The 23,249-nt window shown below is 53.0% G+C and carries 22 protein-coding genes and 2 pseudogenes; 10 read left to right on the plus strand and 14 right to left on the minus strand.

The genetic code is table 11. The features are described 5' to 3' along the window. Positions 1 to 157: 157 nt before the first annotated feature. A pseudogene (locus tag KTE_RS49950) lies at positions 158 to 339 on the minus strand (zinc ribbon domain-containing protein); the annotation flags it as partial. Positions 340 to 524: 185 nt separating this feature from the next. On the opposite strand from KTE_RS49950, the gene KTE_RS33810 reads away from it, so the two are divergent. Next, positions 525 to 992: an IS3 family transposase gene (locus KTE_RS33810; RefSeq protein WP_236600782.1), complete on the plus strand. Its 468-nt coding sequence runs from the start codon at positions 525 to 527 to the stop codon at positions 990 to 992. Here KTE_RS33810 and KTE_RS33815 read toward each other — a convergent pair. The 4 genes from KTE_RS33815 to KTE_RS33825 all read right to left on the minus strand — a co-directional run bounded on the left by KTE_RS33815 (position 951) and on the right by KTE_RS33825 (position 3,898). Then, the gene (locus KTE_RS33815; protein WP_236600783.1) at positions 951 to 1,208 is read right to left on the minus strand and encodes a hypothetical protein; all 258 of its coding nucleotides are present in this window, start codon (positions 1,206 to 1,208) and stop codon (positions 951 to 953) included. The genes KTE_RS33810 and KTE_RS33815 overlap by 42 nt on opposite strands. 253 nt (positions 1,209 to 1,461) lie before the next feature. After that, complete coding sequence (locus KTE_RS33820) at positions 1,462 to 1,869, minus strand: transposase (protein ID WP_374226834.1); 408 nt, start codon at positions 1,867 to 1,869, stop codon at positions 1,462 to 1,464. After that, positions 1,826 to 2,107: a hypothetical protein gene (locus tag KTE_RS49955; protein WP_374226863.1), complete on the minus strand. Its 282-nt coding sequence runs from the start codon at positions 2,105 to 2,107 to the stop codon at positions 1,826 to 1,828. The genes KTE_RS33820 and KTE_RS49955 overlap by 44 nt, the downstream gene beginning before the upstream one ends. A 138-nt stretch (positions 2,108 to 2,245) precedes the next feature. Beyond that, positions 2,246 to 3,898, minus strand: coding sequence for an FAD-dependent monooxygenase (locus tag KTE_RS33825; RefSeq protein ID WP_201389428.1), 1,653 nt, complete (start codon positions 3,896 to 3,898; stop codon positions 2,246 to 2,248). A gap of 247 nt (positions 3,899 to 4,145) precedes the next feature. On the opposite strand from KTE_RS33825, the gene KTE_RS49960 reads away from it, so the two are divergent. Further along, positions 4,146 to 4,496: a DUF4158 domain-containing protein gene (locus KTE_RS49960; protein ID WP_201389430.1), complete on the plus strand. Its 351-nt coding sequence runs from the start codon at positions 4,146 to 4,148 to the stop codon at positions 4,494 to 4,496. Here the strand turns inward: KTE_RS49960 and KTE_RS33835 are convergent. The 3 genes from KTE_RS33835 to KTE_RS33845 form a co-directional block, all read right to left on the minus strand. Then, complete coding sequence (locus KTE_RS33835) at positions 4,443 to 4,685, minus strand: hypothetical protein (protein ID WP_201391122.1); 243 nt, start codon at positions 4,683 to 4,685, stop codon at positions 4,443 to 4,445. The genes KTE_RS49960 and KTE_RS33835 overlap by 54 nt on opposite strands. A 385-nt stretch (positions 4,686 to 5,070) precedes the next feature. Continuing rightward, positions 5,071 to 5,187 carry a LuxR C-terminal-related transcriptional regulator gene (locus tag KTE_RS49965; RefSeq protein WP_201389432.1) on the minus strand — a complete coding sequence of 39 codons (117 nt, stop codon included), beginning with the start codon at positions 5,185 to 5,187 and terminating at the stop codon, positions 5,071 to 5,073. A gap of 137 nt (positions 5,188 to 5,324) precedes the next feature. Further along, positions 5,325 to 5,531: a hypothetical protein gene (locus KTE_RS33845; protein WP_201389434.1), complete on the minus strand. Its 207-nt coding sequence runs from the start codon at positions 5,529 to 5,531 to the stop codon at positions 5,325 to 5,327. Between the two features lie 302 nt (positions 5,532 to 5,833). Between KTE_RS33845 and tnpA the strand changes: the two genes are divergently transcribed. The 3 genes from tnpA (at position 5,834) to KTE_RS33860 (ending at position 9,876) form a co-directional block, all read left to right on the plus strand. Next, a complete protein-coding gene (tnpA, locus tag KTE_RS33850; protein ID WP_201389444.1) occupies positions 5,834 to 6,235 on the plus strand; it encodes an IS200/IS605 family transposase in 402 nt (133 codons plus the stop codon). Further along, complete coding sequence (locus KTE_RS33855; RefSeq protein ID WP_201389446.1) at positions 6,228 to 7,400, plus strand: RNA-guided endonuclease TnpB family protein; 1,173 nt, start codon at positions 6,228 to 6,230, stop codon at positions 7,398 to 7,400. The genes tnpA and KTE_RS33855 overlap by 8 nt, the downstream gene beginning before the upstream one ends. Positions 7,401 to 7,650: 250 nt before the next feature. After that, positions 7,651 to 9,876 carry a serine/threonine-protein kinase gene (locus tag KTE_RS33860; protein ID WP_201389456.1) on the plus strand — a complete coding sequence of 742 codons (2,226 nt, stop codon included), beginning with the start codon at positions 7,651 to 7,653 and terminating at the stop codon, positions 9,874 to 9,876. A gap of 628 nt (positions 9,877 to 10,504) precedes the next feature. Here the strand turns inward: KTE_RS33860 and KTE_RS33865 are convergent. The 5 genes and pseudogenes from KTE_RS33865 to KTE_RS48060 all read right to left on the minus strand — a co-directional run. Continuing rightward, the gene (locus KTE_RS33865; protein ID WP_201389458.1) at positions 10,505 to 11,728 is read right to left on the minus strand and encodes an RNA-guided endonuclease TnpB family protein; all 1,224 of its coding nucleotides are present in this window, start codon (positions 11,726 to 11,728) and stop codon (positions 10,505 to 10,507) included. Then, on the minus strand, positions 11,700 to 12,314 hold the full coding sequence (locus KTE_RS33870) for an IS607 family transposase (protein ID WP_201389460.1): 615 nt from the start codon (positions 12,312 to 12,314) through the stop codon (positions 11,700 to 11,702). Before KTE_RS33870 ends, KTE_RS33865 begins: the two co-directional genes overlap by 29 nt. A 181-nt stretch (positions 12,315 to 12,495) precedes the next feature. Further along, positions 12,496 to 14,250, minus strand: coding sequence for an ABC transporter substrate-binding protein (locus tag KTE_RS33875; RefSeq protein ID WP_201389462.1), 1,755 nt, complete (start codon positions 14,248 to 14,250; stop codon positions 12,496 to 12,498). 1,060 nt (positions 14,251 to 15,310) lie between these two features. Further along, positions 15,311 to 16,150, minus strand: coding sequence for an IS4 family transposase (locus tag KTE_RS33880; RefSeq protein ID WP_201391060.1), 840 nt, complete (start codon positions 16,148 to 16,150; stop codon positions 15,311 to 15,313). A gap of 419 nt (positions 16,151 to 16,569) precedes the next feature. Further along, positions 16,570 to 16,710 (minus strand): annotated as a pseudogene (locus tag KTE_RS48060) (transposase DNA-binding-containing protein); the annotation flags it as partial. A 366-nt stretch (positions 16,711 to 17,076) separates the two neighbouring features. Here KTE_RS48060 and KTE_RS33885 point away from each other — a divergent pair. Continuing rightward, a complete protein-coding gene (locus KTE_RS33885) occupies positions 17,077 to 18,267 on the plus strand; it encodes an RNA-guided endonuclease TnpB family protein (protein WP_201389464.1) in 1,191 nt (396 codons plus the stop codon). 174 nt (positions 18,268 to 18,441) lie between these two features. On the opposite strand, the gene KTE_RS33890 is transcribed toward KTE_RS33885, so the two are convergent. After that, positions 18,442 to 18,834, minus strand: a complete 393-nt coding sequence (locus tag KTE_RS33890; RefSeq protein ID WP_201379618.1) for a helix-turn-helix domain-containing protein — start codon at positions 18,832 to 18,834, stop codon at positions 18,442 to 18,444. Between the two features lie 157 nt (positions 18,835 to 18,991). Here KTE_RS33890 and KTE_RS33895 point away from each other — a divergent pair, with 157 nt between their 5' ends. The 4 genes from KTE_RS33895 (at position 18,992) to KTE_RS49970 (ending at position 23,117) form a co-directional block, all read left to right on the plus strand. Next, positions 18,992 to 19,915, plus strand: a complete 924-nt coding sequence (locus tag KTE_RS33895) for a zinc-binding dehydrogenase (RefSeq protein ID WP_201389468.1) — start codon at positions 18,992 to 18,994, stop codon at positions 19,913 to 19,915. A gap of 586 nt (positions 19,916 to 20,501) precedes the next feature. Further along, entirely contained in the window at positions 20,502 to 21,719 is a 1,218-nt protein-coding gene (locus KTE_RS33900) for an RNA-guided endonuclease TnpB family protein (RefSeq protein WP_201389470.1), read from the plus strand. 71 nt (positions 21,720 to 21,790) lie between these two features. Continuing rightward, positions 21,791 to 22,789, plus strand: a complete 999-nt coding sequence (locus KTE_RS33905) for a methyltransferase (RefSeq protein WP_201389472.1) — start codon at positions 21,791 to 21,793, stop codon at positions 22,787 to 22,789. A gap of 109 nt (positions 22,790 to 22,898) precedes the next feature. Next, on the plus strand, positions 22,899 to 23,117 hold the full coding sequence (locus tag KTE_RS49970) for a transposase (protein WP_201391062.1): 219 nt from the start codon (positions 22,899 to 22,901) through the stop codon (positions 23,115 to 23,117). Positions 23,118 to 23,249: the final 132 nt, after the last annotated feature.

The raw sequence follows: 23,249 nt of genomic DNA on the forward strand, positions 1-23,249 counted from the left end.
GTTGTGCTTCCACTCTGGCAAGGCACAGGGCTTCTTCGCCAAAAGCAACCCACGAGTCATGCTGAAGAGACAAAGGCTGTGCAGCGCACCGCTTCCGTGTTTTTCTTCCAGGTTTCATATTTGTGTGTAAGTGTCAGGGCTAAAAGCCGGGGGCTTCTCAGGAGGCTTGCGCGCCCTGAAGGCTCCGTCCGAGCCAAAGCGCTTTGATGTTTATGGCGGCGTTGTGGTCACGGTCCAATTCAGTGCCGCACTCGCAGTGGGTGCGGCACGGTGGTCAAGCGTCTTCTTGATCACCGTGCCGCACCCACTGCATACCTGGCTGGTATACCTGGGGTCCACCTTTAAAACCCTCTCACAAATCGCTTCGGAGTATGGAACGCATACCAATGTCATTTCCCGATGGCGAGATCAAGCGCTTGCAGCTCTGCCAGGAGCCTTTAATGACCAGGCTGCAACAGATCAGGCAGCCAAAGAAGCAGCCTGGGAAAAAGAACGAGAGGAATTGTACGCCGAGATTGGGCGCGTTGAGTACACAACTGGCCTGGATCAAAAAAAATGTGGTCACCTGCTTGAGCCGCGATGAACGAGTCAGGCTGATAGACTGGAGCAAGGCAGACCTTTCCTTAAGCGTGCAAGCTCAATTATTGGGACTCAATCGAAGCAGCCTGTACTATCAGCCGGTTCCGCCTTCAGCCGAAGAAATTGCACTCAAGCATCGGATTGATCAGATCTCCACCGACCATCCCTGCTATGGATCGCGCCGAATCACAGAGCAACTCAAGCGGGAAGGGATGCAGGTCAATCGCAAAGCGGTCATCCGGCATATGCACGAGATGGGGTTGGTCGCTGTCTATCCCGGCCCCAATCTCTCCAAACGCGCTCATCAGGCTGCGATCTCTCCGTACTTGCTTACCAATATCACTGCAAGTTACCCCAACCATATCTGGGGGTTAGACATTTGCCAACCCACTGCTCACCGACTGGTGGGCTAAATCCACTAACCGCTGGGCCGTCTCACGCCCATAGTTGCGGGGAGCCGTCGCGCGCAAGATAGCCGCAATGGTATCCACTCCTGCGGCGCGGATGGCTCTTGCGCTGGGATGCGCCTGGAGCACCTCCGTAGCAGTCATGCGGCAGGGATCGGCAAACACCTGGGTGAACTCGCGGCGTGAGGACCACCAGCAACCCCTGGATCTCGTTCTTGTCACGAGCCAGCTTATCGCTCAATTGGGTATGCAATGGGAGGCAAAAGAGAGGAGCGGTTTGCTAACAAGACGAAAGAACAACCGCCGAAGTTCGGCGCGACTTCGGGGAACCATCACCGGGAGATCAGGAGACAGGTTGGCTTGGACAGAATCAGAGGCTTCTGACTCTGGTGTCTGTTCAAACTTTTTTTTAGCACATCTTCTTCCCCGTTGACTCGCAGGGCTGTTAAAAAGGCCATGGCAAGCATGGAGAGAGTCACGTGACGGAACTATCCCTGCCAGGAACACACTTCGTACTCATCCAGACCCACCTCTCCTTTCGCTTCCTCAAAACACTGTTCCACTGTCCAGCGCGCCCGCAATCCGCCTCCACCATCTCCTGTAACTTTTCGGCAGATATCATTCTCGATCCAGCCATGTGTGTCCACGCGAACTCGCTGAGGTGCGAAACACGCCTATCTGGCAATTTTCGATGCGTCCAGCCGTACCACTGTACTGAGCGCTCTCCTCCCACCGATTTGTGCCCCTTTTTGAGAAACCCAGTCTCGTCGATCACCAACACCGCATTGGGAGCTGCAAGCATCTCACGAACATATGCGCGCAACGCATCTCGCACCCTGTCACAATCCCACTTGGCTCGGTCCGTGCCGTTGTTGCATCGCATACGGAGTTGCTTCTCCCAACTCTTCCGCCACTTGCCACCCGTTTTTTCGTTCCACTGAACTCATCAGTCCCTGCATGTAGGCCAGGGCTCGCTGATAAGACTCTGATCGGACGAAAAAGCCGCTTATCTGCTGACTCAGTTGGTTGAATGCCATGGTCCATACCTCGCGCAGCGGGAAGAAGATGGACTTGCTGTAGGGAAAAGAAAGGGCATCTGAAGATTCCTTTGATGTTCTCATGTGCTTTTCGTGAAAAAGATCTTTGTAAGGTTTGCGCATACGGCGAAGAGGGATCAATACGCCGAACGAGCACGTGACGGATGAGGAAATGGAGAGGATTTCCCTCGTTTCCTCGCCATTTCCTCATGCTCTCTTCACTTACAGGGAGGTCGGAGTGGTAGACCGGCACAGGATGCGCGAAAGTACCTGTTCAAGGAACAACACTGGGTTCTTAGGCTGTATACTGCTGCGCCAGGCCACAAATCCATCAGGCCGCACCAGCACCACTCCCTCAACTGAGACTCCCATTTTTGTTTGCCAGCTATTCTCTCCATCCAGCAGCCCACCATCCGAGCCGATACGGTAGGCTGCTAGTTCGATCCCAAGTGACGCTGCCACCTCTGGTGCTGCCGCATCCCAGGCTGTACCACCAGGACCGGCAAGCAGAATGAAACGACCATCAAGCAGGTCCAGCGTGGAGAGGCGTTGCCCCTCTCGTTCGACCCATAGATGTGGCACCCGTGTCCCAGGCAATCCGTTCAACTCCAGGGGCTTGAGCAACTCGATCCCATCACGCGCTGGCGTGATCGCCTCTTCTGAAAGGATGGCCTCTGAACGATAGCGATACCCGACGATGGGATGCATGATGGAAAGCTGTTCCTGAAGATCAGGGAGGGCACTTCCCCTGGCTTCACTGATTTCTTTCCCAAACAAGATCGCTCCCGATCCCACCATCGACTGCTGAGCTGCCAACAAGCCGACGGGGCGCCGCTCCGTCTGATAGGTCGCCAACAGCTCTGGTGTCGCCTGCCTCTTGAGGACCGCAGCCAGTTTCCAGCCCAGGTTTTGCGCGCTTTGAATAGCTGTATTGACGCCCAGTCCCAGGTAGGGCGGCATGGTATGGGCCGCATCCCCCACCAGGAAGATCCGCCCTTGCTGGAACCGATCAGCCACCCGTTGAATGGGCTTCCAGTCGGCGATATCGACGACCGAGACGTCCAGATCTGCTTTCCCCAACGCCAGGCGAATCATCTCCTGACAGCGCTCGGCGGGATACTCCTGCGCCGTTTCCCCTCGGGCAGAGGAATAGCTGATCATAAATAAGCCACGCTGCTGATCGGTGATCATAAACATGCCGCGCACGTCCTTGTTCACGATCTGGAACACGTCATTTTCATAGCCTGCGACCAAAGACCCCCAGTTTGCGCGAAAGTACGCAAAGATCTGGCACTCTGGAAGCTCCCCGAGTCCTTGTGTGGAGATGGCGAGGGTCTCACGAATCCGGCTGTGCGCGCCATCAGCCGCAATCAGGTAGTCTGCGCGCACCTCGCTTTCTTTTCCGGTCGCGCGATCCTTGATGGCCGCAGTCACGCCTGCCTCATCTTGCGTGAAGGAGACGAGTTCGGTGCCATATCGGACATCCACGCTGCGTCTCCGCGCGTCAGCGAGCAGTAATGGTTCGAGCTTACTCTGGGGATAATACCAGGCGAGGGGCTCCTGGGTGATGTCTTCCAGATGCTCAACCATCGCGATGGGATTGAGGATTTCCTCTTGTTCGCTGGCGGCCAGACTGTGTTTGCGGAACATCCGCGAGAGCCTGGCTCCTCCAGCAAGGACCTCCGCTTCCAGTCCCAACCCTCGCAGCACTTCGATGGTACGGAAATTGAGGGAACGCGCGCGCGGATACCACGAGGTGTCGATCCGTCGCTCGATCAACCACGAGGAAATACCCTGCTGGTGCAACAAGAGGGACAGGGACAGGCCCGCGCCACCTGCTCCCACAATTAAAACGGGCACGTGTTCTTGAGTCATCACCAAATTCCTTTCTTTTTCACTGGTTGACATACTTCAATGATTTTTTCCTGCGCATGACTCTCAACCTGGTCATCTTCAGATGATGGGATTTGCCCACAGTTGGAGCAGAAAGTCGGAATCTGTTTGATTTTCTCCCCGTTAAGCTTGGAGAAGATAGGCTCTCCCTTTCCCATCCCAGGCGATTTCATTGACGAGTAAGCAGACAGTACGATACAAATGAGGCAAAACTGGAGCGACGCCGATATTGCCTGGATACGATAAGATTCCGACGTACCTCACCCCGGAACAGCGCCATACCCTGACCCATATTCCGCAAGATCCCTCTGATCGCGAGATTGCCCGCTACTACACCTTCACCGAAAAGGAGCTAGAACTCATCAATTACCGCAGACGAGGATCGAACCGCCTCGGCTTTGCCGTCCAATTAGCCCTGTTGAAATTTCCTGGGCGCACAGGGTCAATGGGGACAGGGAGGGAACAGATGAGGACGCCTGCTCCCTCTCTTGCCTCGCACGTCGGACAACTTGCGAGCTTCCCTGTCTCACTCACTCCTGCACCATCCACGTGCCACACGCATCAAGCCGAAGGCGTATGAGGACTGCCCTCCGTTCCCAGTAGGAACAACCAACCACTCGATAGCATCATCGATCATCTCAAGCAGTGGGTTTAGGTCCTTCCCAAAGAGTGCGTCGAAGTACCTCTGCATCATTTGCAGGTTTCCTTGAATGCGCTGTATACGCACCTGGAGATCCGTTTCGCTCACGGGATTGAGATTGGTCTGCATTTCATCTCTCTCTTTTCTCTGGTGATTCCCACTAGCTTGGCCGAAGCTCGCGCTTCTGGCATCACCTGTATCCATCTGACAGATTCAGTGGTCGGGCCTGCCGACTTGCGCCAAAGACAATCATCGCGCTGACGACTCACCATCGGGAGGAATGCCTCTTGGAGCCAGAGCCCTTTGCATCGCAGCCACGAATGACCTGGAGATTGTCAAACCCATTCCAGTCTTGGATGGATCAAGATGCCAGGTCACGCGAATGCGACAATGCACTGCTTCGCTTCCCTCCCGATACTTCTGCTCGTCTTCAAACAGTATAGAGAGCAGGAGGCTGGGGTGGCTTCGTCCTTTGGGACGATCTGCGGGATGAGAAATGGGAGCGCGTTGGGAGTTAGAGCAACTGGAGATTGCGTGCCCGAGCCAGTGCCTGGGTACGGCTGTTCACATGTAGTTTGCCATACCGGTTTCTGAGATGCGTTTTCACGGTACTGCGGGACACCACCAGCATCTGCGGCCATCTCTTGGGTCGAGCGACCTGCGGCCAGCAGGTGTAACACACGCTGTTCCTGAGCGGTCAGCGGTTCCAAATGATATATCCTTTCTTAAAAAACCAATAGCCACCTCTTCTATGATACCAAGCCAATGTCACAGTTTAGCTGTGATAATTGGCGAAAGCTGACGATAATTCTCTGGTAGTAAAATCTCTTTCCCTGGTAGTGCCATGCCTTGATAAGGACTGAGCAGTTCTGGCAAGATTGGAAGCCGCTTCTGAAGTGGCTTCCAATGTGCTGTATTGCTGTGCTGCTCAACCTTCGGATCTGTCCCGCTTTTGGTGATGGAGAGTGCCTTCACACAAGGCGACGAGCCTTGGGATAGAAAAACAGGTGTACCAGTGGGAAAAAGAGCCTCTTGCGAGACGAGGGCTGGCTTGAGAGCATTTCTGCATCACCAAAAGCGAGACAGACCCACATGGTAGGTCATTTACCAGTAGAGATTCGAGCTGGCACGAAAATCTGTCGGATTATCAAACCGGCCCGTAAAACCCCTGCCTTTAGGCATGGGGATAGAAGGGCCGTTCCTTATTGGAGTGGCTTGTGGAGCGGGGTAACAAGAATGCTTGACAGTATACAGATTCGTGCTATATACTGGTATATATGAGTGCAATACGATACAAATCGAACCGGAACGTCTATTACTCGTGCAAGTATCACGTGGTCTGGTGTCCCAAATATCGGCGCAAGGTGCTTGAAGAACCAATAGCACAACAGCTAAAGCACATCATTACGCAGGTGTGCCAGGAGCATCAGGCCGATATTTTGAGCATGGAAATCATGCCAGATCATGTGCATCTGCTTGTGGAATGCGACCCACAGTTTGGCATTCATCGCCTTGTGCGGCTGCTGAAAGGTCGCTCGTCACGTTTGTTACGTCAGGAGTTCCCGACGCTGAAGAGCAAGCTTCCAACGCTGTGGACGACAAGTTACTTTGTCTCGACGGTTGGGGGCGCTCCCCTTTCCGCCATCAAGCACTATATTGAGAACCAAAAACATGTCTAGCTTGAAAAGCTATAAATTCCGCTTGTATCCCACCAGAACACAAACTGAAAAGCTGGAATGGACGCTTGCCAGATGTTGTGAGTTGTACAATGCTGCTTTGCAAGAGCGTCGTGAGATGTACACGTACACTGGCAAGGGAACCACCTACAATGCGCAAGCCATGCAGCTCCCCGAGATCAAAGAGATCAGAGAGGAATATAAGCAGATTCACTCTCAGGTGTTGCAAGATGTGCTCAGGCGGGTGGATAAGGCGTTCAAAGCCTTCTTCAAGCGGGTCAAAGTAGGAAAGCGAGGGTTTCCACGCTTCCAGGGACGCAACCACTATGAGAGCTTTTGCTATCCTCAAGCTGGCTTCTCACTAGAGAACGGGCGTCTTGAATTGTCCAAGATTGGTCACGTGAAGATCAAGCTTCATCGCAAGGTGCATGGCACGATCAAAACCTGTACGCTCAAACGAGAGGGCGCGTGCTGGTATGTGTGCTTCTCCTGTGAAGTGGAAAGCGTCCCACGCACGCCTTACACAGATGAGGCGGTGGGCATTGACCTTGGTATCTCGAAGCTGGCAACCCTTTCTACTGGTGACGTGATTGAGAACCCGAAGCATTACCGACAGGCTGAAAAGCGTCTAGCGAAGGCACAGCAAGCCTTGTCTCGTAAAAAGCGGGGTTCCAAGAGGCGCAAGAAGGCCGTGCAGCGTGTGGCTCGTCTGCACAGGAAGGTAAGGAATCAGCGCAATGACTACTTGCATCAATGGTCGCGTCGTCTGGTGGACACCTACGAAACGATTGTCTTTGAGGACATTGCCCCTACCAATCTCTCTCGAAGAGCCAGACCCAGGCAAGACGAAGAGACAGGCAAGTATCTCCCGAATGGGGCGAGCGCGAAATCTGGTTTGAACAAATCGATACTCGATGCTGGTTGGAGTCAATTCATCGCCTTTTGTGAGTACAAAGCTGAGAATGCTGGTACAGTGCAAGTAGCGAAGGTTGACCCACGGATGACCAGCCAAGTATGCAGTGGGTGCGGTTCTGTGGTCAAGAAAGAGCTATCCGAGCGCTGGCATTCTTGTGAATGTGGCACTGAGCTAGATAGGGACCACAACGCCTCCATCAACATCAAACATCGTTGGCTCGGACGGAGCCTTCAGGAGACGCAAGCCTCCTGAGAAGCCCCCGGATTTATCCGTGGGGAGTCGTCACAAAGCGAAGTGATGCAAAAGCCGGGCCGAAATGGCAATGGTTTGAGAATTGTACCTATTTATCCCTTTTCGGGCCGGATCGAGCTTGGTATACTGAGGTTTATATGTCTCAAGCAAGAGGTAGTGGAAGTAGGGATAGAGGGACAGAGAGTATTTCCTCGGACTCTTTTTAATTAGCTGATGATGGAATATCGGAATAATTCTATGGGTAAGGCTTATGATTGGTAAATCGACGCAGGACTTAGTCAATCAACCAATTATTGACCGTTATCGCTTGCTGCACTTCATCAACCGTGGAGAGACGAAATCGGTCTACCAGGCTGTTGATGTCCGCACGGCACGGCCTGTCGCGTTCAAGCTTATGCGTCTGGACCAGGGGCCAACGGATAGGCAACAACGCATCCAACATTTCGGAAAGATTATGGAGGGGATTGTCACACTGGATCATCCCCATATTCTTCCGGTTCTTGATTTCGGGGTCATGGTAGACGAGCAGATTGATCGTGAGCACGATTATGTCTATGTTGTCATGCCACTGGTAGCGGAGCGCTCGCTTGATGGATGGCTTCGTGATTACTGGAAGAGAAGGAATAGCCCCCCGGCGCAGTTAGAGTTGCAGGATGTACAACAACTCGTACACCAGGCCGCGCAGAGCTTGCAATACGCGTACGAACGCAATGTGCTCCACCTTGGTATCAAGCAGACAAACTTCCTGGTACGACGTGAAAGCGATGATGAGCGTTTTCCGTACCTGGAGCTAGCGGATTTTAGTGTAGCTCGTTTGGCCACTCCTTCTCGTGACCAAACGGCGATGGCACCAGAACAGTTAGCGGGACGACCAGTAGCGGCTAGCGATCAATACGCGCTCGCGGCCATGGCCTATGAACTCCTCACAGGACATCCCTCTACATTTATGAGGCCGAATGGGCAGAGCTACTCCGCGTTGTTTGCCGCTGACGTGCAGGCTTCCAGGCTTTCAGCCGGGGCCAGTGAAGTACTGCAACGGGCACTCGCGCCTGACCCCCAGGCGCGATACACGTCAATTATTGAGTTCGCCGAAGAGTTCGCTCACGTGGCGGAGCGGGGAAAGCGCGGGGAGAACCTCTACATCTTGCTTGGCATCAGCCGAGCAGAGGCGCAATCCGGCACGAGCTTACCAGTGACGCTGGCGGGTAAGCGCCAGGTAATGGTCAACGTGCCGCCAAATGCGCATGCGGGACAGGTCTTGCAAATCGAGGATGCCGGAAAGCCATCGCAGTCGAGCGGCCCACGCGGCGCGCTGGTGGTGACGCTGGCGCTTCGTCCTGATCCCCCTGGCATCCAGCCGGGCAATAATCAGCCTGTGCTGGAAGAATTACAGCGCCTCTCTCATGATATTAAAGCTCTACAGGCGCGACCCACCAATGCCAGCACGACTCCTGCCAATGCCAGCGCAGACATGGCCGGGTTGTCGGAGCAGGTGACTAGGATTGAGCACATGATACGCATCCTCAGGACATTCGAGGATTATGTAGAGGTGGAAGGGCCGCAGGACATCCCACGCTATCTCGCCAAACAATTTCGGCCAGGGTTGGTCGTTGTTGGCATCGTGCTGGCGCTCATTATCATCTTGAGCAACTGTGTGCTTTCGGGTCAGCTCAAGGAGGCCATTTATTTGAATGGCACCAGCAATATCGATGCGATAATGGAAACCAACAAGGGCATGACAGCCACTGCTCAGGCAAATGTTAATGGCACCGCAACCACGAGCAAGAACGCCCAGGCTACGGCGACCGCTACATACTTACAGTCGGTACAGGCGGCGGCGGACTCGCAGACTATCCCTGCACTCTACCATACGAACGCTGCTCCTGAAAACGTGAGCCTTGTCTTTAACGACCTGTTAAATAAGTCCAATTCGGGACAATGGGAGAACTCCGCGACCGACGATGGCTCCGATTCTACATCTCAACAGAATCTTCCCTGCTTCTTTGGTAAGAGTGATAACTTCTATCACGCCAAAGCGAGCAAGAGTGGCACAGTACAGTTATGCCATTCATCAGGACCGGTGGGAACGCTCGAACGTGGAACTCACTTATTACTACAGGTGCAGGCATTTATCCTGATAGGTGATAGTAGTGGGATGCAATTCGGAACGAAAGATTCGTACTGCTACTTCTATATCACTCAAACCGGAGAGTACGAGATTGGTATGAACGGGAAGCCATTCACGAATGGCAAGGGGAAGAGTAGCGCGATCAATACCGGAACTGGAACGAAGGTCTCCAACTTAATCGCGATCAATATTAGCGATACTACTGTCACATTCTATGTGAACTTGCAACCCGTACTGACCGTCAACGAGGTTACGCTACCCGATAATGGCACTATAGCCCTGGCCGCGCGTAGCATTGGAGATCCAACGGATGCCGCTTATCAGAAGATAAAGGCATGGCAGTACTAATCGCTTGCCAGAGGATTCTGCGCAAGCGATTGAGCGACACAGACAGGGTAGTGGGAGCGCCTCTTCCCACTACCCTGCCTGTGTCATAGTTGTGCATCAAACAGGCCGATGAGGTACTCGCTGATCCGTTGAAGTTGGCGACGCGCGGCCACATTGATCTATACAATAGAACCAAGAGCAAAAGAAAAGGTCTACCGTTTATTCACTGTAAATGATAGACTTTTGAAGAGAGACATGGTTGTTTATCTTGACATCCTCCCCATGGCTAAAGCCCTGACACTTATACACAAATATGAACGTTTGCAGAAGATCCTCAGCATGATGCGAGGGAAAGGTGTTGAAAAAAAAGTCCCTTGATGCACAATGATGTGCTTTCAGCTTGGCGAGACAAGCGACTTTTTCACCAAAAGTGTGTCACCTCTCGTGTGGGGGAAAACGAGGCACCTGCAGCACATCGCTTCCGTGTTCTTTCTCAAGATCATATATTTATGTGTAAGTGTCAATGTTTCAAAACAGGGGTCTTCTGGCGCGGTTTGATAAAATGATTTACAGATATAGACCAGTTTCTGCCTTTCTAAATCTCCTCAAATGTGCGCGAAGCCCATTCGAATAGATCCAATTGCTGCACTTACCCCTCACAGGAAGCCTCTTTGACTTCTCCGCTGCTTTGGGTCGCCTGCAGCACACCGCACTCCACAGAGGGAGTGTGTGGCCCTCGCCGGGCAAGGAACCTCGTCAAAATGTTCACCGCGCTATTCTCATCGCGATCCATGACGAGTCCACATTCGACGCAACAGTAGGTTCTCTTCCACAGCGGCATGGCTTGCAGCTTCCCACAGCCACTACACTGCTTGGAGGTGTTGCGCTCATCTAAGAAGTGCAATTCTTTCCCGTACAATTGGCATTTGTACTTCAGCATTTCGAGGAAGGTGGAGAGTCCCCACTCATTATAGACCGCTCTATTGAGCTGCTTATTGCGCTCTACATGCTGTTTTGTGACCATTTGTCTCTGGGAGAGATCGCCAACCACAACGGTTCTTTCAACCAGTTTGTGGGCTATCAGGTGGGATGCTTTATGCAAACTATCCCGTTGTTTCTTGCGTTTTTTCTGGGAAACGCGCTTGTACACTTTGCTGAGATGGAGGTATCGACGTGACTTTTTCTTGCATTTATCACGCTTGGATCGAATGTTGTCCAGTTGCTTGTTATACCATTTTGCCCCTTTGAATCCGCCAATGGTGTAGACTCTGCCTTGCTCATTCACGCCTGTTGCCAGGGTTTTGATGCCAAGATCAAAGGCGGCAACATCATCAGTTGAACAGGGCTTTGATGGCCGCTCAGCCGGGAAGGAAGCATAGTAGTTGCCTCTGGCATCCCGACTGATCGCCACCTTTTTGAACTGTTCTGGCGGTCTCTCAGTGAGACGGGCAGTGACGTTGGGATGTACCTTTGCCCCATGCTTCCCGCCACCACCTGTAGGCAAGATGAGCTTGTCACCCTCACGTTTGAGGTACATGGCAGGATAGCAGAGCGTAAAAAAGCCGTGTCTTGGACGTACACGTGGAAATCCAGGCTTTTCACCTGCTTTCACCCTACGATAGAATGCTTTCATGGCCCCATCAAGGCGATAGTAGACCTCTTGAAGCAACTTGCCATACACCTGAATAAGCTCAGGATCATGGTGCTTACTTTCTTGTAAACTCCGTTTGGCTTCGTAGAGATTCCACTTCTCTCCTTCCCTGAGCCTCATAACCCACCAGTTGTACAGCCCTCGACATTTGCTTTGCATGAACTCAAGCGTAGCAGCGTCCTGCTCGCTCACGTCAATCTTGATCTTTTTGCAAAGCAGCATCTTTCATCACTTTCTTGTAGGATCTGAGTCCGTGAAGCCTGGTACTAAATACGGTTATGATGGCGATAAGATCGCGCACAAGCTCTTGCTCAGGAGAAAGGTGGTCACCATGAAGAAGAACCAGTTGGGTGTGATGCCGTTCGCAGAACGCCTCAAAGTAGTCATACCCAAACCGCACTAAGCGATCCTTATGGGCAATGATAATCGTGCGAACCTGCCCTAACTCAACCATCTCCATCACATGATTGAAGCCTTTGCGTTTGTAATTGAGTCCACTGCCAATATCCTGTACCCATTCATCGACAGTGATCTCATGAGCAGTACAATACGCTTGTAAGGCAGTCATTTGGTTGGTAAGGTCAGGTTTTTGTGAGACCCCTGAAACGCGCGCATAGACAATGGTACGTCCCTGTTCTGGTGCTTTGAGCCCGCGATACTCAAGATACTGATCGTGGGTGTAGTAGCGCCTGTTTGATTGTGGAGAACGATGAGCAACTAACTTGCCATCGCGGTCCCATTTTTGCAGCGTCTTGGTTGACTTGCCAATAAGCTTCCCAAATGCCTGAATGCTATATGTGTTTTGCATAAGCATATTTTAACATATTTGAGTGCTTATGCCAAAACAGTTTTATTTCTCCCCAAAAACGGCCATATGCCGTGAGAAAAAGCCGACAACAAAGAAAAGAGGAGAGGATGCAAATTGCATCCTCTCCTCTTCTAGAGAGTGTACGTGAATGGTTATCACACACCCTCTACGTCACATGAGCTTATTTATACGTGTTCGTGTTAGCACAGGGGGAATCGCCGGACTTGTAGATGTTCGCCCATTGCTGTGGAGGAATGATACCCTGTGCATTGTCCACGATACCCTGGACACAGGGCTTGAGGACATAGCTCGAGGCACGCTGGTCGAAAGGAATCCAGGCCGCATCCTCGACAAGCTGCTGCTCAACCTTGTTGTACTGGGCGATACGCTCAGTGGTGTTCTGATTGACATCAGCCTGCAACATGAGATCCTGCGTCTGCTGCTGAAGGGCAACATCCTTGGCCTTACCCAGACCGTAGTTGGTATCATTATTGGGTGAGCCCTTACCAAAGAGCAAGGTGGTCCAGTCCTCAGGATCGGGATAGTCAGCACCCCAGGCGGCGGCCCACATCTGCAGTTTGCCATTGCCGACGGTACCAGCAACATCAGCAAGGCGCTTATTGAAGTCTTCATCGTTGATAGTGACGTTAACACCCAGGGTATCTTTCCACTGCTGCTGCGCGAACTCGAAGAGGTTCTTGGCAGTTTGTGAACCACCACTGGCCGTTATCATCGTGATGGCGGGGAAGTTGGCGGTCGTGTAGCCTTCCTCCTGCATACCTTCCTGGAAAAGCTTCTTGGCCAGGTCTTTGTCACCCTTGGTGCTGGTCACGCCAGCGGGACCCTTCAGGTCGGGATTGTAGCCAGGCATACCCTGAGGCACGATATGGTTGGTCGCCAAACGCGCGCCCTTATTGATGTTCTTCTCGATCGCGGCCTTGTCGATGGAGAGCGCAAAGGCCTGGCGGATCTTGACGTTGTTGAAAGGCTTGGCCAGCCAGTTCATGGAGAAGTAGTCGATGGTCAACTGAGGCACCTGGCGGTACTGCTTGTTGGGCAGAGCGCGCGCCTCGGACAGGTTAGCGGTCGGCACGCCAGCATTGTCAAGCTGGTTGGTCTTGTAGGCTTTGTAAGCCGTCTGCGGATCTTTGTAGAAGGCGTAGACGACTTTCTTCAGCTGTGGTTTGCCACCCCAGTAGTTGGTGTTGGGCACAAAGCTGATATACTTCCCGGAGGTGTACTGATCCAGCTTGAAGGGACCAGAGCAGCCACCCTCATTCAGGTGCTTCAGGAAATCAGTGTCGCCATACTTCTGCACAAAGCTCTTCTCCAAGACCCAGGAGGTCGGGTAGGTCAGCGACTGCAAGAAGTACTGGGCGTTGCTGCTGGTCACGATTTTGACAGTTGTAGGATCGGGAGCAAAAAGGCTGTCACCGATCAGCGTGGGGACTTTGCCCGCGAAACGCTTATCGGAGTCCTTGATAAGTGACAAGTAAGAGGGGGCAACCGTCGACTTCAGCTCTGGTTTGAGCGCGCGGTCGATGCTGAAGACCACGTCATCGGCAGTGATAGGATTGCCATCACTGAACTTAATGCCGGGGCGCAGTTTGAAGGTCCAGGTCAGGCCATCGCTTGAGACCGTATAGGACTGAGCCAGTTCGGGATACACCTTCAGGTTGTTGTCGAGCTGGACCAGGCCCGTGAACATCAGATCAATAGAGCTGATCGAGGGGCTGTCGGTCGAGAGGCCAGGGTCGAGCGTCGCGACATCAGATAGACCACTCAACGGAGTGACATAGATCTGCTGATCAGCAGACAACTTGGTTGAAGAGGCACTATTCCCTGCTGAGTTGCCACCGCATGCTGCAACAAGCACAGCAAGCAGGGTCAGGAGCAATGGCAAAAATAGCGTCACAGGTTTCTTACCAGACTGCATTGAGTACATTCTCCTTAGAAAAGTATACAATTGGCCACGTCTGTTGAAATAGCAAAGAGCAAATATCGCCGTTTGAATCGGCTTATATAGCCTTTTCTTGGCTTTATCCGAGGATAAATTAGGCCCTCTCTATTCCCAAGTTCGCAAATACAACTGCAATGTGTTGTTTGTCAAAATAAAATTCCGTATCCAGACCATAACTTTTCGCAGCATCTTCGGATTTGAGATGCAAAACTGGTACGCTCTGCCTTATAACTTTTCGTTGCAGCAACCCAAACGTTTTCTTGTCCATCAGGATCGTGCAAACGGCCTTTCTCACTGACTCACGAAAAGTTATAAGGCAGAAATGCTGCCTTCTGACGCCGCTTCAGGTACGCCTTTAAAGCGCTGCACGAACGGTTATGTGTCAGAAAACCGTATGTTTTCGTTTGCGAGAGAACGGCCTCAGTCGAGAAAAACCGCTTCATGCTGCCTGGAAAATTTATCTGGCAGAGTTGGACGACTCACAAATGGATCCAATCCGCTCTCCTGGCTCATTCAGAGATTGCCTGGGAAGATATGGTATCGGAAAAACGCAAATTTATTCGACAATCAACACCATGTAAGTCGAGTAAAGGCAGGATTAGATCGCCTTTCTTGCCTTCACCTTTTCATATCCTTAGAAATGGATACTACCTTACCGCAGCGTATTGTATGTATATACGTCACGATTTTGTGTAATCTCTCGTTCAAAGTCCCAAAAACCAAAATTCACCTGCTTTGATAACTTATCAAACCGCGCCGTAAAACCCCTGGCTTTAGCCCTGACACTTATACACAAATATGCGATCTTGAGAAAGAACACGGAAGCGATGCGCTGCAGGTGCCTCGTTTTTTCCCACACGAGAGGTGACACACGTTCGCTGAAAACGTCGCTTGTCTCGCCAAACTGAAAGCACATCATTGTGCATCGATGCGCGTTTTTTTCAACACCTTTCCCTCGCATCATGCTGAGGATCTTCTGCAAACTTTCATATTTGTGTATAAGTGACAGGCTTTAGCCCTGATACTTACACATAAATCATGAAGGATGGAGAAGAGCGGCGAGATGAACGCCCTCCAAGACGTCCATGACCCGCATCCATCCTTTCCATAAGGTCTGCCATCCAGGGGGACCATCGCTCTTACGGTCGAGGTAGCCTCCCAGATGCGCGATGGCGTGCCACACCTCTTTCGCCGTGGTGATGCTGCAGTGGCGTTTATCTAGGAAGATGAGAACCTGGATGGCGTTTTGCGAAATCACGTCGGTTGCAGGCGTTTCCTCCGCCTCCTGCGCCGTGTGCCGAATGACCAACAACCGCAAGGCAATGGGCGTCAACAGCGCAAGCAGTTTCCATTGGGCCTGGATGCTTTGCAGGTTGCGCTGCTCCATCCGGCAGCCAGTTTTGAGTGCCTTGTGGAAATCTTCCAGCAGCCAACGCCAGCCATACCATTGCACCACCTCCCACGCCTCGTTGATGCAGGTGATCGGCAGCGTCGTCAACAAGATCCATTCTAACGGCTCCTGTCCTTCAGATGGCTGCGGTTCCCAGACGCGCACAACCCAGGCGCAAATCTCCGTTTGGCGTAAACAGGCGCCGTTTCTTGGCGGCTGGACGTGTACTTCCTGAAAATTCATCTGCAAGAGCGCTTCTCGCTTGGGCTGAGCACGTTGGGCAGGAATGGTCACCAGATGAGCATCCACGTGAGGTCGAGCACGAGCCAGCGTCTTGAGATGCCCTTCGTCAAGCTTGGCTTGCTCAGCCTCTTGAGCAACCTCGACGCGGCGATCCTGGTCCACTCGCAAGACAAAATCATACCCAAGCTCCTCACACGTTTGCCAAAACGTGTAGACCTCGCTGTTGCTGTCACTGACGTAGATCCATTGGTGCTGCTCAGGAACCTACCCAATCTGTTGGATACTCTTTTCCCACACCTGCGATTCTCGCTCCCGCTTTTGCGCTCTGCCTTTGTTTCCCCAACAGGGGCAAGCTGGCGAATGAAGGGAGAGAGCATCATGCATCCCAAGATCTCCTGGGTGTGGGCGTCCACCGCCAACACCGTGTGCAAACTGAACCCAATATCTTCTCGGCTGTTGCCTACCGGCCCCCGCCCTTTGAGGGCGTTATGCTTGGTAAAGTCAAACTCGGTGGTGTCAGCCAACAACAGCGTCCGAACCCGTTGGGTCGCGGCGTCGTAGGTTTGGCTCCAGTGGGGGAGGATGAGATCTTCGTATTCGAATGCCGGGTTACTCAGAAACCGATATCCCCCCTGCGTCTCTCCCCAGGTCTCTAGGGCATGGGGCAAAGAAGCCGATGGGTTCTCTGCCAAAGCGTTGGCGATCTTGATCAAACGATCCGTCCGACGTGGATCTCCCAATTCTGCGGCTCCGAAGGTCTGGACGACCCATTCTTCGGCGTGCTGTAAGGGTTCTTGTTCCATGAGCCTTCCTCCTTCGCTTGTTTCTGACGTCTCCTTTCAGCACGCCACAATTTATGTGTAAGTGTCAGGGTTGAAACACAGGGGTTTCCAGAAGCCGAGGTCCTATGAAACAGGCTTGACCCTTGGGTCAGAGATAGAGCAAGACCTCGCTTTGCCCACATCTTTCATTTGAACCAGATCGACCCACGGGATGCGCAACGAGATGCGCAGAAGCTCACAAAAGCAAGAGGAATATTTTCACAGAAAAGAAAAAGAGGTTTCAACAGTATTGAAAAAGCGAGGAAAATAGGTTAAGATGTAGTTATAGAACATATGTTTTAAGCAACAACCTTCTTCGAGCAGCGGCTCTGTGAAAGGATGTGAGGGATGATCAAGGCGCATAAGATCAGACTTCATCCCACAGCGGAGCAGGCGGTGTACTTTGCCAAAGCCGCCGGAACCGCACGCTTTGTCTGGAACTGGGCATTGGCTGAGTGGAATCGCCAATATGAGGCCGGGAGAAATCCCACCGCCTTCAAGCTCAAGAAGCAGTTTAACGAGATCAGGCGGGAGCAATTCCCCTGGACGTGGGAGGTCACCAAGAACGCCTCTGATCAGCCCTTTCTCGATTTGGGCAAGGCATTTACCGCGTTCTTTGAGGGTCGTGCCCGCCGCCCGAAGTTCAAAAGCAAGAAGCGTAGTACGCCGAGTTTCTACCTCGCCAACGATCAGTTTGAGCTGGGTGATCACCGCATGTGGATCCCCAAGCTTGGCTGGGTGAATATGGCCGAGAAGCTTCGGTTTGCGGGCCGCGCGAAGGGGGCACGCATCACCAAAACAGCCGAGTGGTGGTTTGTGTCCATCCAGGTCGAAATGCCAGAGACCATTCCGGAGAACAAGCCAACGGCCATAGGGATCGACGTGGGTCTCAACCGGCTGGCGACCTTGAGTACGGGAGAGGGAATCGAGAACCAAGCCTTCCTCAAAACGGCTCTGGGGAAACTCCGTCGGGCAAACAAGCGGCTCCATCGTCGGAAACTCGGATCAAAGAATCGGGAGAAAGCACGTCGGCAGGTGGCACGGCTGCATTTTCGGATTACCTGTCTGCGCGATGATGTGCTCCACAAGCTGACCACCAGGCTCGCCACCTCTTACGGGATCATCGGCATTGAGGACCTCCACCTCAAAGGGTTGCTGAAAAATCGCACGCTGGCTCGCTCGTTTTCGGACGCGGCGTTAGGCAGACTGCTCTCTCTGCTGAGCAGCAAAATGGAGCAGCGAGGAGGGCAGGTGATCAAAGTGGACCGCTTCTTTCCATCGAGTAAAACCTGCCATTGCTGCACCTGGAAGTGGGAAACCATGCAGTTGTCGGACCGTGTGTTCCTCTGCCAGAACCCCACATGTGCGTATTATCAATTCGGGCAGGATAGAGATCAGAACGCAGCGTTGAATATCTTGCAGGAAGCCCTCCGCTTGATCGGGCTCATTGATCAAGCCGTCTCCGGTACTGGCTCGGACGAAGACGCAAACGCGGGCTGTGGACGCGGGGTAAGACCAAAAGTGTGCAGGTCACATTGAGGCACCTACGAATGAAGCAGCAACAACGAAATTTGGTGTGAGTGTGTGCTTGCATACATTTGCATACAAAAATCGGAGCAGACTGTAGACTCTCTGATGGAGAGAACATGATTCTATCACCGATGACCTAAAATGGGGCCTCGATGAGGAAGAGAGCAAGAAGCGTAGCCCTTTCTATCTCTGTTGCACGATTGAGGCGACCTGCTCCTGAACAGAAATATGCTGTGTCTGATTATGCTCAGTGCGAGCCTGCTCCATTTCATTCAAATGCTCTTCTGCCCACTGACGTAAAGCTCCAATCGGTTCGATCAATGTCCTGCCTAGTGGGGTAAGGGAATATTCTACATGAGGCGGAACCACTGGATAGACAACGCGCTGGACCAGCCCATGGTACTCCAGATCACGCAGCGTTTGCGTCAACATTTTTTTTGAGACGCCATCAATCTGAGAGCACAACTGGCTAAAGCGCTTGGTGCCACTCTCCAAGGCATAGATGACTAACGCTGTCCACTGATCGCCGATCAGTTTGAGGACTGCTCGCGTGGTACAGGTTGAAAAAGAGATCATTGGCGATGCTTGCTTCTTTATGGTTTCCATAACGTTACTATAGCACTTTTTCGTTCCTTCTTACAAGAGAGAAGTCCTTCGGCTATAGTATGCGCAGGCACGGCGCAACAGGTGAGCACCGTGAAACATTCTAGTCTTCCATGAAGGAGAGAGCATCATGTTTGCTTTTGTCAATACGCCCAGAAATGAGATCCCAATCGAACTGCGCGAGGTAGCTGAACCGCAGGCGGCCGACCATGAGGCTATTGTGGAGGTCCAGGCTTTTTCGCTGAACCGGGGAGAACTGGCCTTGCTGGCCATGCGCCCGGAAGGATGGCGACCTGGCCAGGACATCGCGGGCATCGTGGTGAAGCGCGCTGCCGATGGGAGTGGCCCAGATGCTGGAACACGCGTCGTGGGGCTCGCTGAACAAGGAGGGTGGGGACAACACGCTGCACTTCCGACAGATCGCCTGGCTGTCTTGCCGGAACGTGTCAGCTTCGCCCAAGCTGCAGCCCTGCCAATGGCCGGTCATACGGCTCTGCGCATCCTGCGTTTCGGCGATGTGCTGCTGGGCAAGCGCATCTTGATTACAGGGGCCGCAGGTGGCGTTGGTCGTTTTGCTGTTCAACTGGCGGCCAGAGAGGGGGCAGAAGTCACAGGTGTGGTTGGTCGTCCCGAGCGGGCAGAGGGGCTGCGTGAGCTTGGAGCAAGTGAGGTGATCACACAGATTGAACAGGCACAGGGTCTCTTTGACGTGATCTTAGAATCAGCAGGAGGGGCTTCGTTAACCAAAGCGCTTCATCTGGTAGCTCCTCACGGGACGATTGTCGTTTTCGGCAACTCTTCAGGGGAAGACACGCCTTTCAATCTCTATCATCTGTTTGGGCACGAAGGCATGCGCCTGCAAACGTTCTTCTCATACAATCCAGGCACGACCACCACCCTGAGTGCCGATCTCACCTCTCTGGTGACCCTTGTCGCAGCAGGGAAACTGACGGCACCAATTGGATTAGAAACCAGTTGGCACGAACTCATCCCTACACTAACAGATCTACAAGATCGACAGATCCAGGGAAAAGCCGTCTTCCATGTGAGTTGAGTGAACAATCCAGGTCGAGCCATCCTTTGGGGAGCGGTACACCCACGAGAGGCGCAACGAGTTTGCATAGCTGATCCAGAGAGACTGGCGGAGCCATGAAAAAGGTGTCTCCTGAAAGAGAAGAAAGCTCAAATTTTTTCTCACAAGGAGGCACCTTTTCAGTATGACGCTTTCGACTGTCATCGTCCAGACGACACCAGAATCGCTGCCGTCCATCCCAGGCTGTTCTGTTTTACGTATGAGAGTAGAACTCAGTAAGGGGATAGACAAGACCTCTGAGATGTTTCCCGCACTTCCTACACTCAAGCTGCGCATTGAGCCTTTCTCCATCACCAGGACAGAACCAGTGCCACCCTCCATGAAATTGTTTGTTAAAAGGAGCATAAGAACAGCAATCAAAACGATGCGCAAACATGATCAAACGTGCGCTTGTTGCACACATTCGTATACGTTGACAGAGAGACGATAGTATCGTATGATACACCCATCAAATAAGAAAGAATGTTCTACATCAGGGCATCTTCTGTTTCTGGCAAGAGAAGATGTTTTCCGCCTTTCGGGGTGGTGTTGAAAGAGAAGGGGTTTCATGCTCCTCTGCAAAAAGATCAAGCTTGACCTTAGCGAGCAGGACACGGCCACCCTTGAGTTCATGCAAGGCAAATGCAGAGGCCTCTACAATTGGTGGGTCATGAGGCTCAGAGACGGAGAGAAGTGGCGCTTCAACGCCTGCAAGAAAACGCTGGCCGAGAGTCGTGCCTATGATCCTGAACTCAATCAGGTGTATGGCAAGTTGCTTGCCGAAGTCTACTATCGCCTGGATGCAGCCATGAAAGCCTTCTTTCGTCGGGTCGCCAATGGGGAAACCCCAGGCTTTCCCCGCGTGCGACCTCGCCATGGCTTCTTTACCCTGTGTTATCCGGCGATGTATCTCACGCGTGAGGGAAACACGCTCATCTTGCCCACAGGAGGCAAGGGCAAGCACAAACGCTTTCCTGCCATCCGTGCCGCACTCACGGAACTGCCTCCCGAAGGCTTTGGAGAGGTGGCCATCAGTCGCGATGGCAGGGGCAACTACTACGCCTCTTTCAGCTACCGACAGCCCGAGCAAGCCAAACGCGATGGTGACACCGTGGCTTTCGATCTGGGCATCAAGACGCTGGCAACTGGCGTCACGCAAGAGGGCCGGATCTATCACATCGGTGGGTTCAAAGGCTCGCGTTGGTACAACAGACAACGAGATAAGCTACGTTCGAAACGTAGCAAGTGCAAGAAGAAATCCCGTCGCTCTCTTCATCTGAGCAAGGTGTACAAGCGCGTTTCACAGAGGAAGCGCAACAAACAGCGCGATAGCCTGCACAAGGCGTCGCATCTCATCGCACGGCGATTGGTTGAGAGAACTGTCGTCGTGGGGGATCTCTCTCAACGGCAAATGGTCATGAAAGAGCATCAGGAGCGCAACAAGGCGCTCAATCGGGCAGTCTATAACGACTGGGGCTTGTCTGCCTTTGTCCAGATGCTCACCTACAAATGCCAGCTGTATGGGAAAGAGCTTCAGTTCGTAGATGAGCGCAACACGTCCAAGCAGTGTAGTGGCTGTGGAAATCTGCACGCCATGCCCCTGTGGAAAAGAACGTATCAGTGCGCGGAATGTGGACTCAGCATGGATCGAGACGACAATAGCGTCGTCAACATCTTGATGAGGTTCCTTGCCCGGCGAGGGCCACACACTCGGCTTACCGAGTGCGGTGTGCTGCAGGCGACCCAAAGCGGCGTAGATGCCATGGAGGCATCCTGTGAGGGGTAAGTGCAGCAATTGGATCTATTCGAATGGGCTTCGCGCACATTTGAGTAGATTTAGAAAGGCAGGAACAAGAGATGACAGAGACAGATGACCAGACACCAGCGGAAAGTGCCAATCTGAGCGCGCTGAGCGATCTGTGCACACCCTGGTGTATCCATGTGGTGGCAACCTTGCGGATCGCCGACCATATCGCCGCTGGCATCACCGCTATCAAGTCCCTTGCCGATAAGGCAGAGTGCAATGCCGACTTCCTACAGAGGGTGCTCAGGCACCTGGTGTGCAAGGGCGTCTTTGTCGAGCCAACACCCGGTCAATTCGCGTTGAATGAAGCAGCCCAGGGATTGCTCGATCCCGTCTTCCTTGATCTGGGCGGGATCGGCGGTCGCATAGCCTATGCCTGGGGCAGCCTTCTCAGCGCAGTTCGGACAGGCGCTCCCGCCTACCATGAGATTTTCGGTCTGCCTTTCTGGGAGGACCTGCAAGCGCATCCGGACGTCGCGGCGAGCTTTGACGCGCTGATGGGGTCGGCAGGTCACGGCACGCCCAACCCGGAGGTGCTCCTCACGGGAGACTGGGAGGAGGTCAAGACGGTGGTGGATGTCGGCGGTGGAACGGGAGCCTTGCTTGCGGAGATCTTACGTGCCCACCCTCAGATCCAGGGCACCCTGGTCGATTTCCCTGGGACGGTGGCCCGCGCAGGCTCGATCTTGCAGGAGGCTGGCGTGAGTGAACGTGTCCGAACGGTTGGGCAAAGCTTCTTCGACCCGCTGCCGGCCGGGGCGGATCTCTATCTCCTGAAGTCTATCCTCAACGATTGGCCCGACCGAGAAGCACAGCTCATCTTGAGCCGTTGTGCCGAGGCAGCACGCCCGAGCGGCCGCCTGATGATCCTGGGCGGGGTGTTGCCAGATGGCAGTGTGAATTCTCTTCTCACACCGGAGATAGTCTTACTTGGAGGCAAGGACCGCACGCTCAACGAGTTTCGAGAGCTTGCCCACCAGGCTGGGCTCAAGGTTCAGGCTGTCGGGCAGCTCCCATCTGGCCGCTTTGCTGTCGAGTGCCATCCAATGTGATGCCATTGCCATCCCACTGGATAATCGCTTGAGAAGCAAGAATGAAAACGGAGCGCCATCGCCGAAAGTGATGGCGTTCTTCTCTGAAAATATGATCAAAATTTGACACATATCGGAACTCCGTCAAGTTGGAGCCTTCCTCCGGCAGATCGATCAAGCCTATCCGCAGAGCGAGAAAATCTACGTGATCATGGATAATTGGTCGATTCACCAGCATCAAGAGATCAAGGCGGTTCTGGACACTCTGCCACGTCTGGAAGGAGTTTGGCTCCCAACCTATGCCCCTTGGCTTAATCCAATTGAGAAACTCTGGCGTAAGTTTTGTTAGGAGGTCTGGCATTTGCATCGTTTGGCGGACCAATGGGACATATTCCAACAGCGGGTCCATGCGTTCTTCGCCCAATTTTTTGCAGGGATCCACCGAGCTCTTGCGCTACGTTGGCTTACGGGGCGAAGGTAT

It is taken from the genome of Ktedonobacter sp. SOSP1-85, from assembly GCF_016587415.1.
Classification (GTDB): domain Bacteria; phylum Chloroflexota; class Ktedonobacteria; order Ktedonobacterales; family Ktedonobacteraceae; genus Ktedonobacter.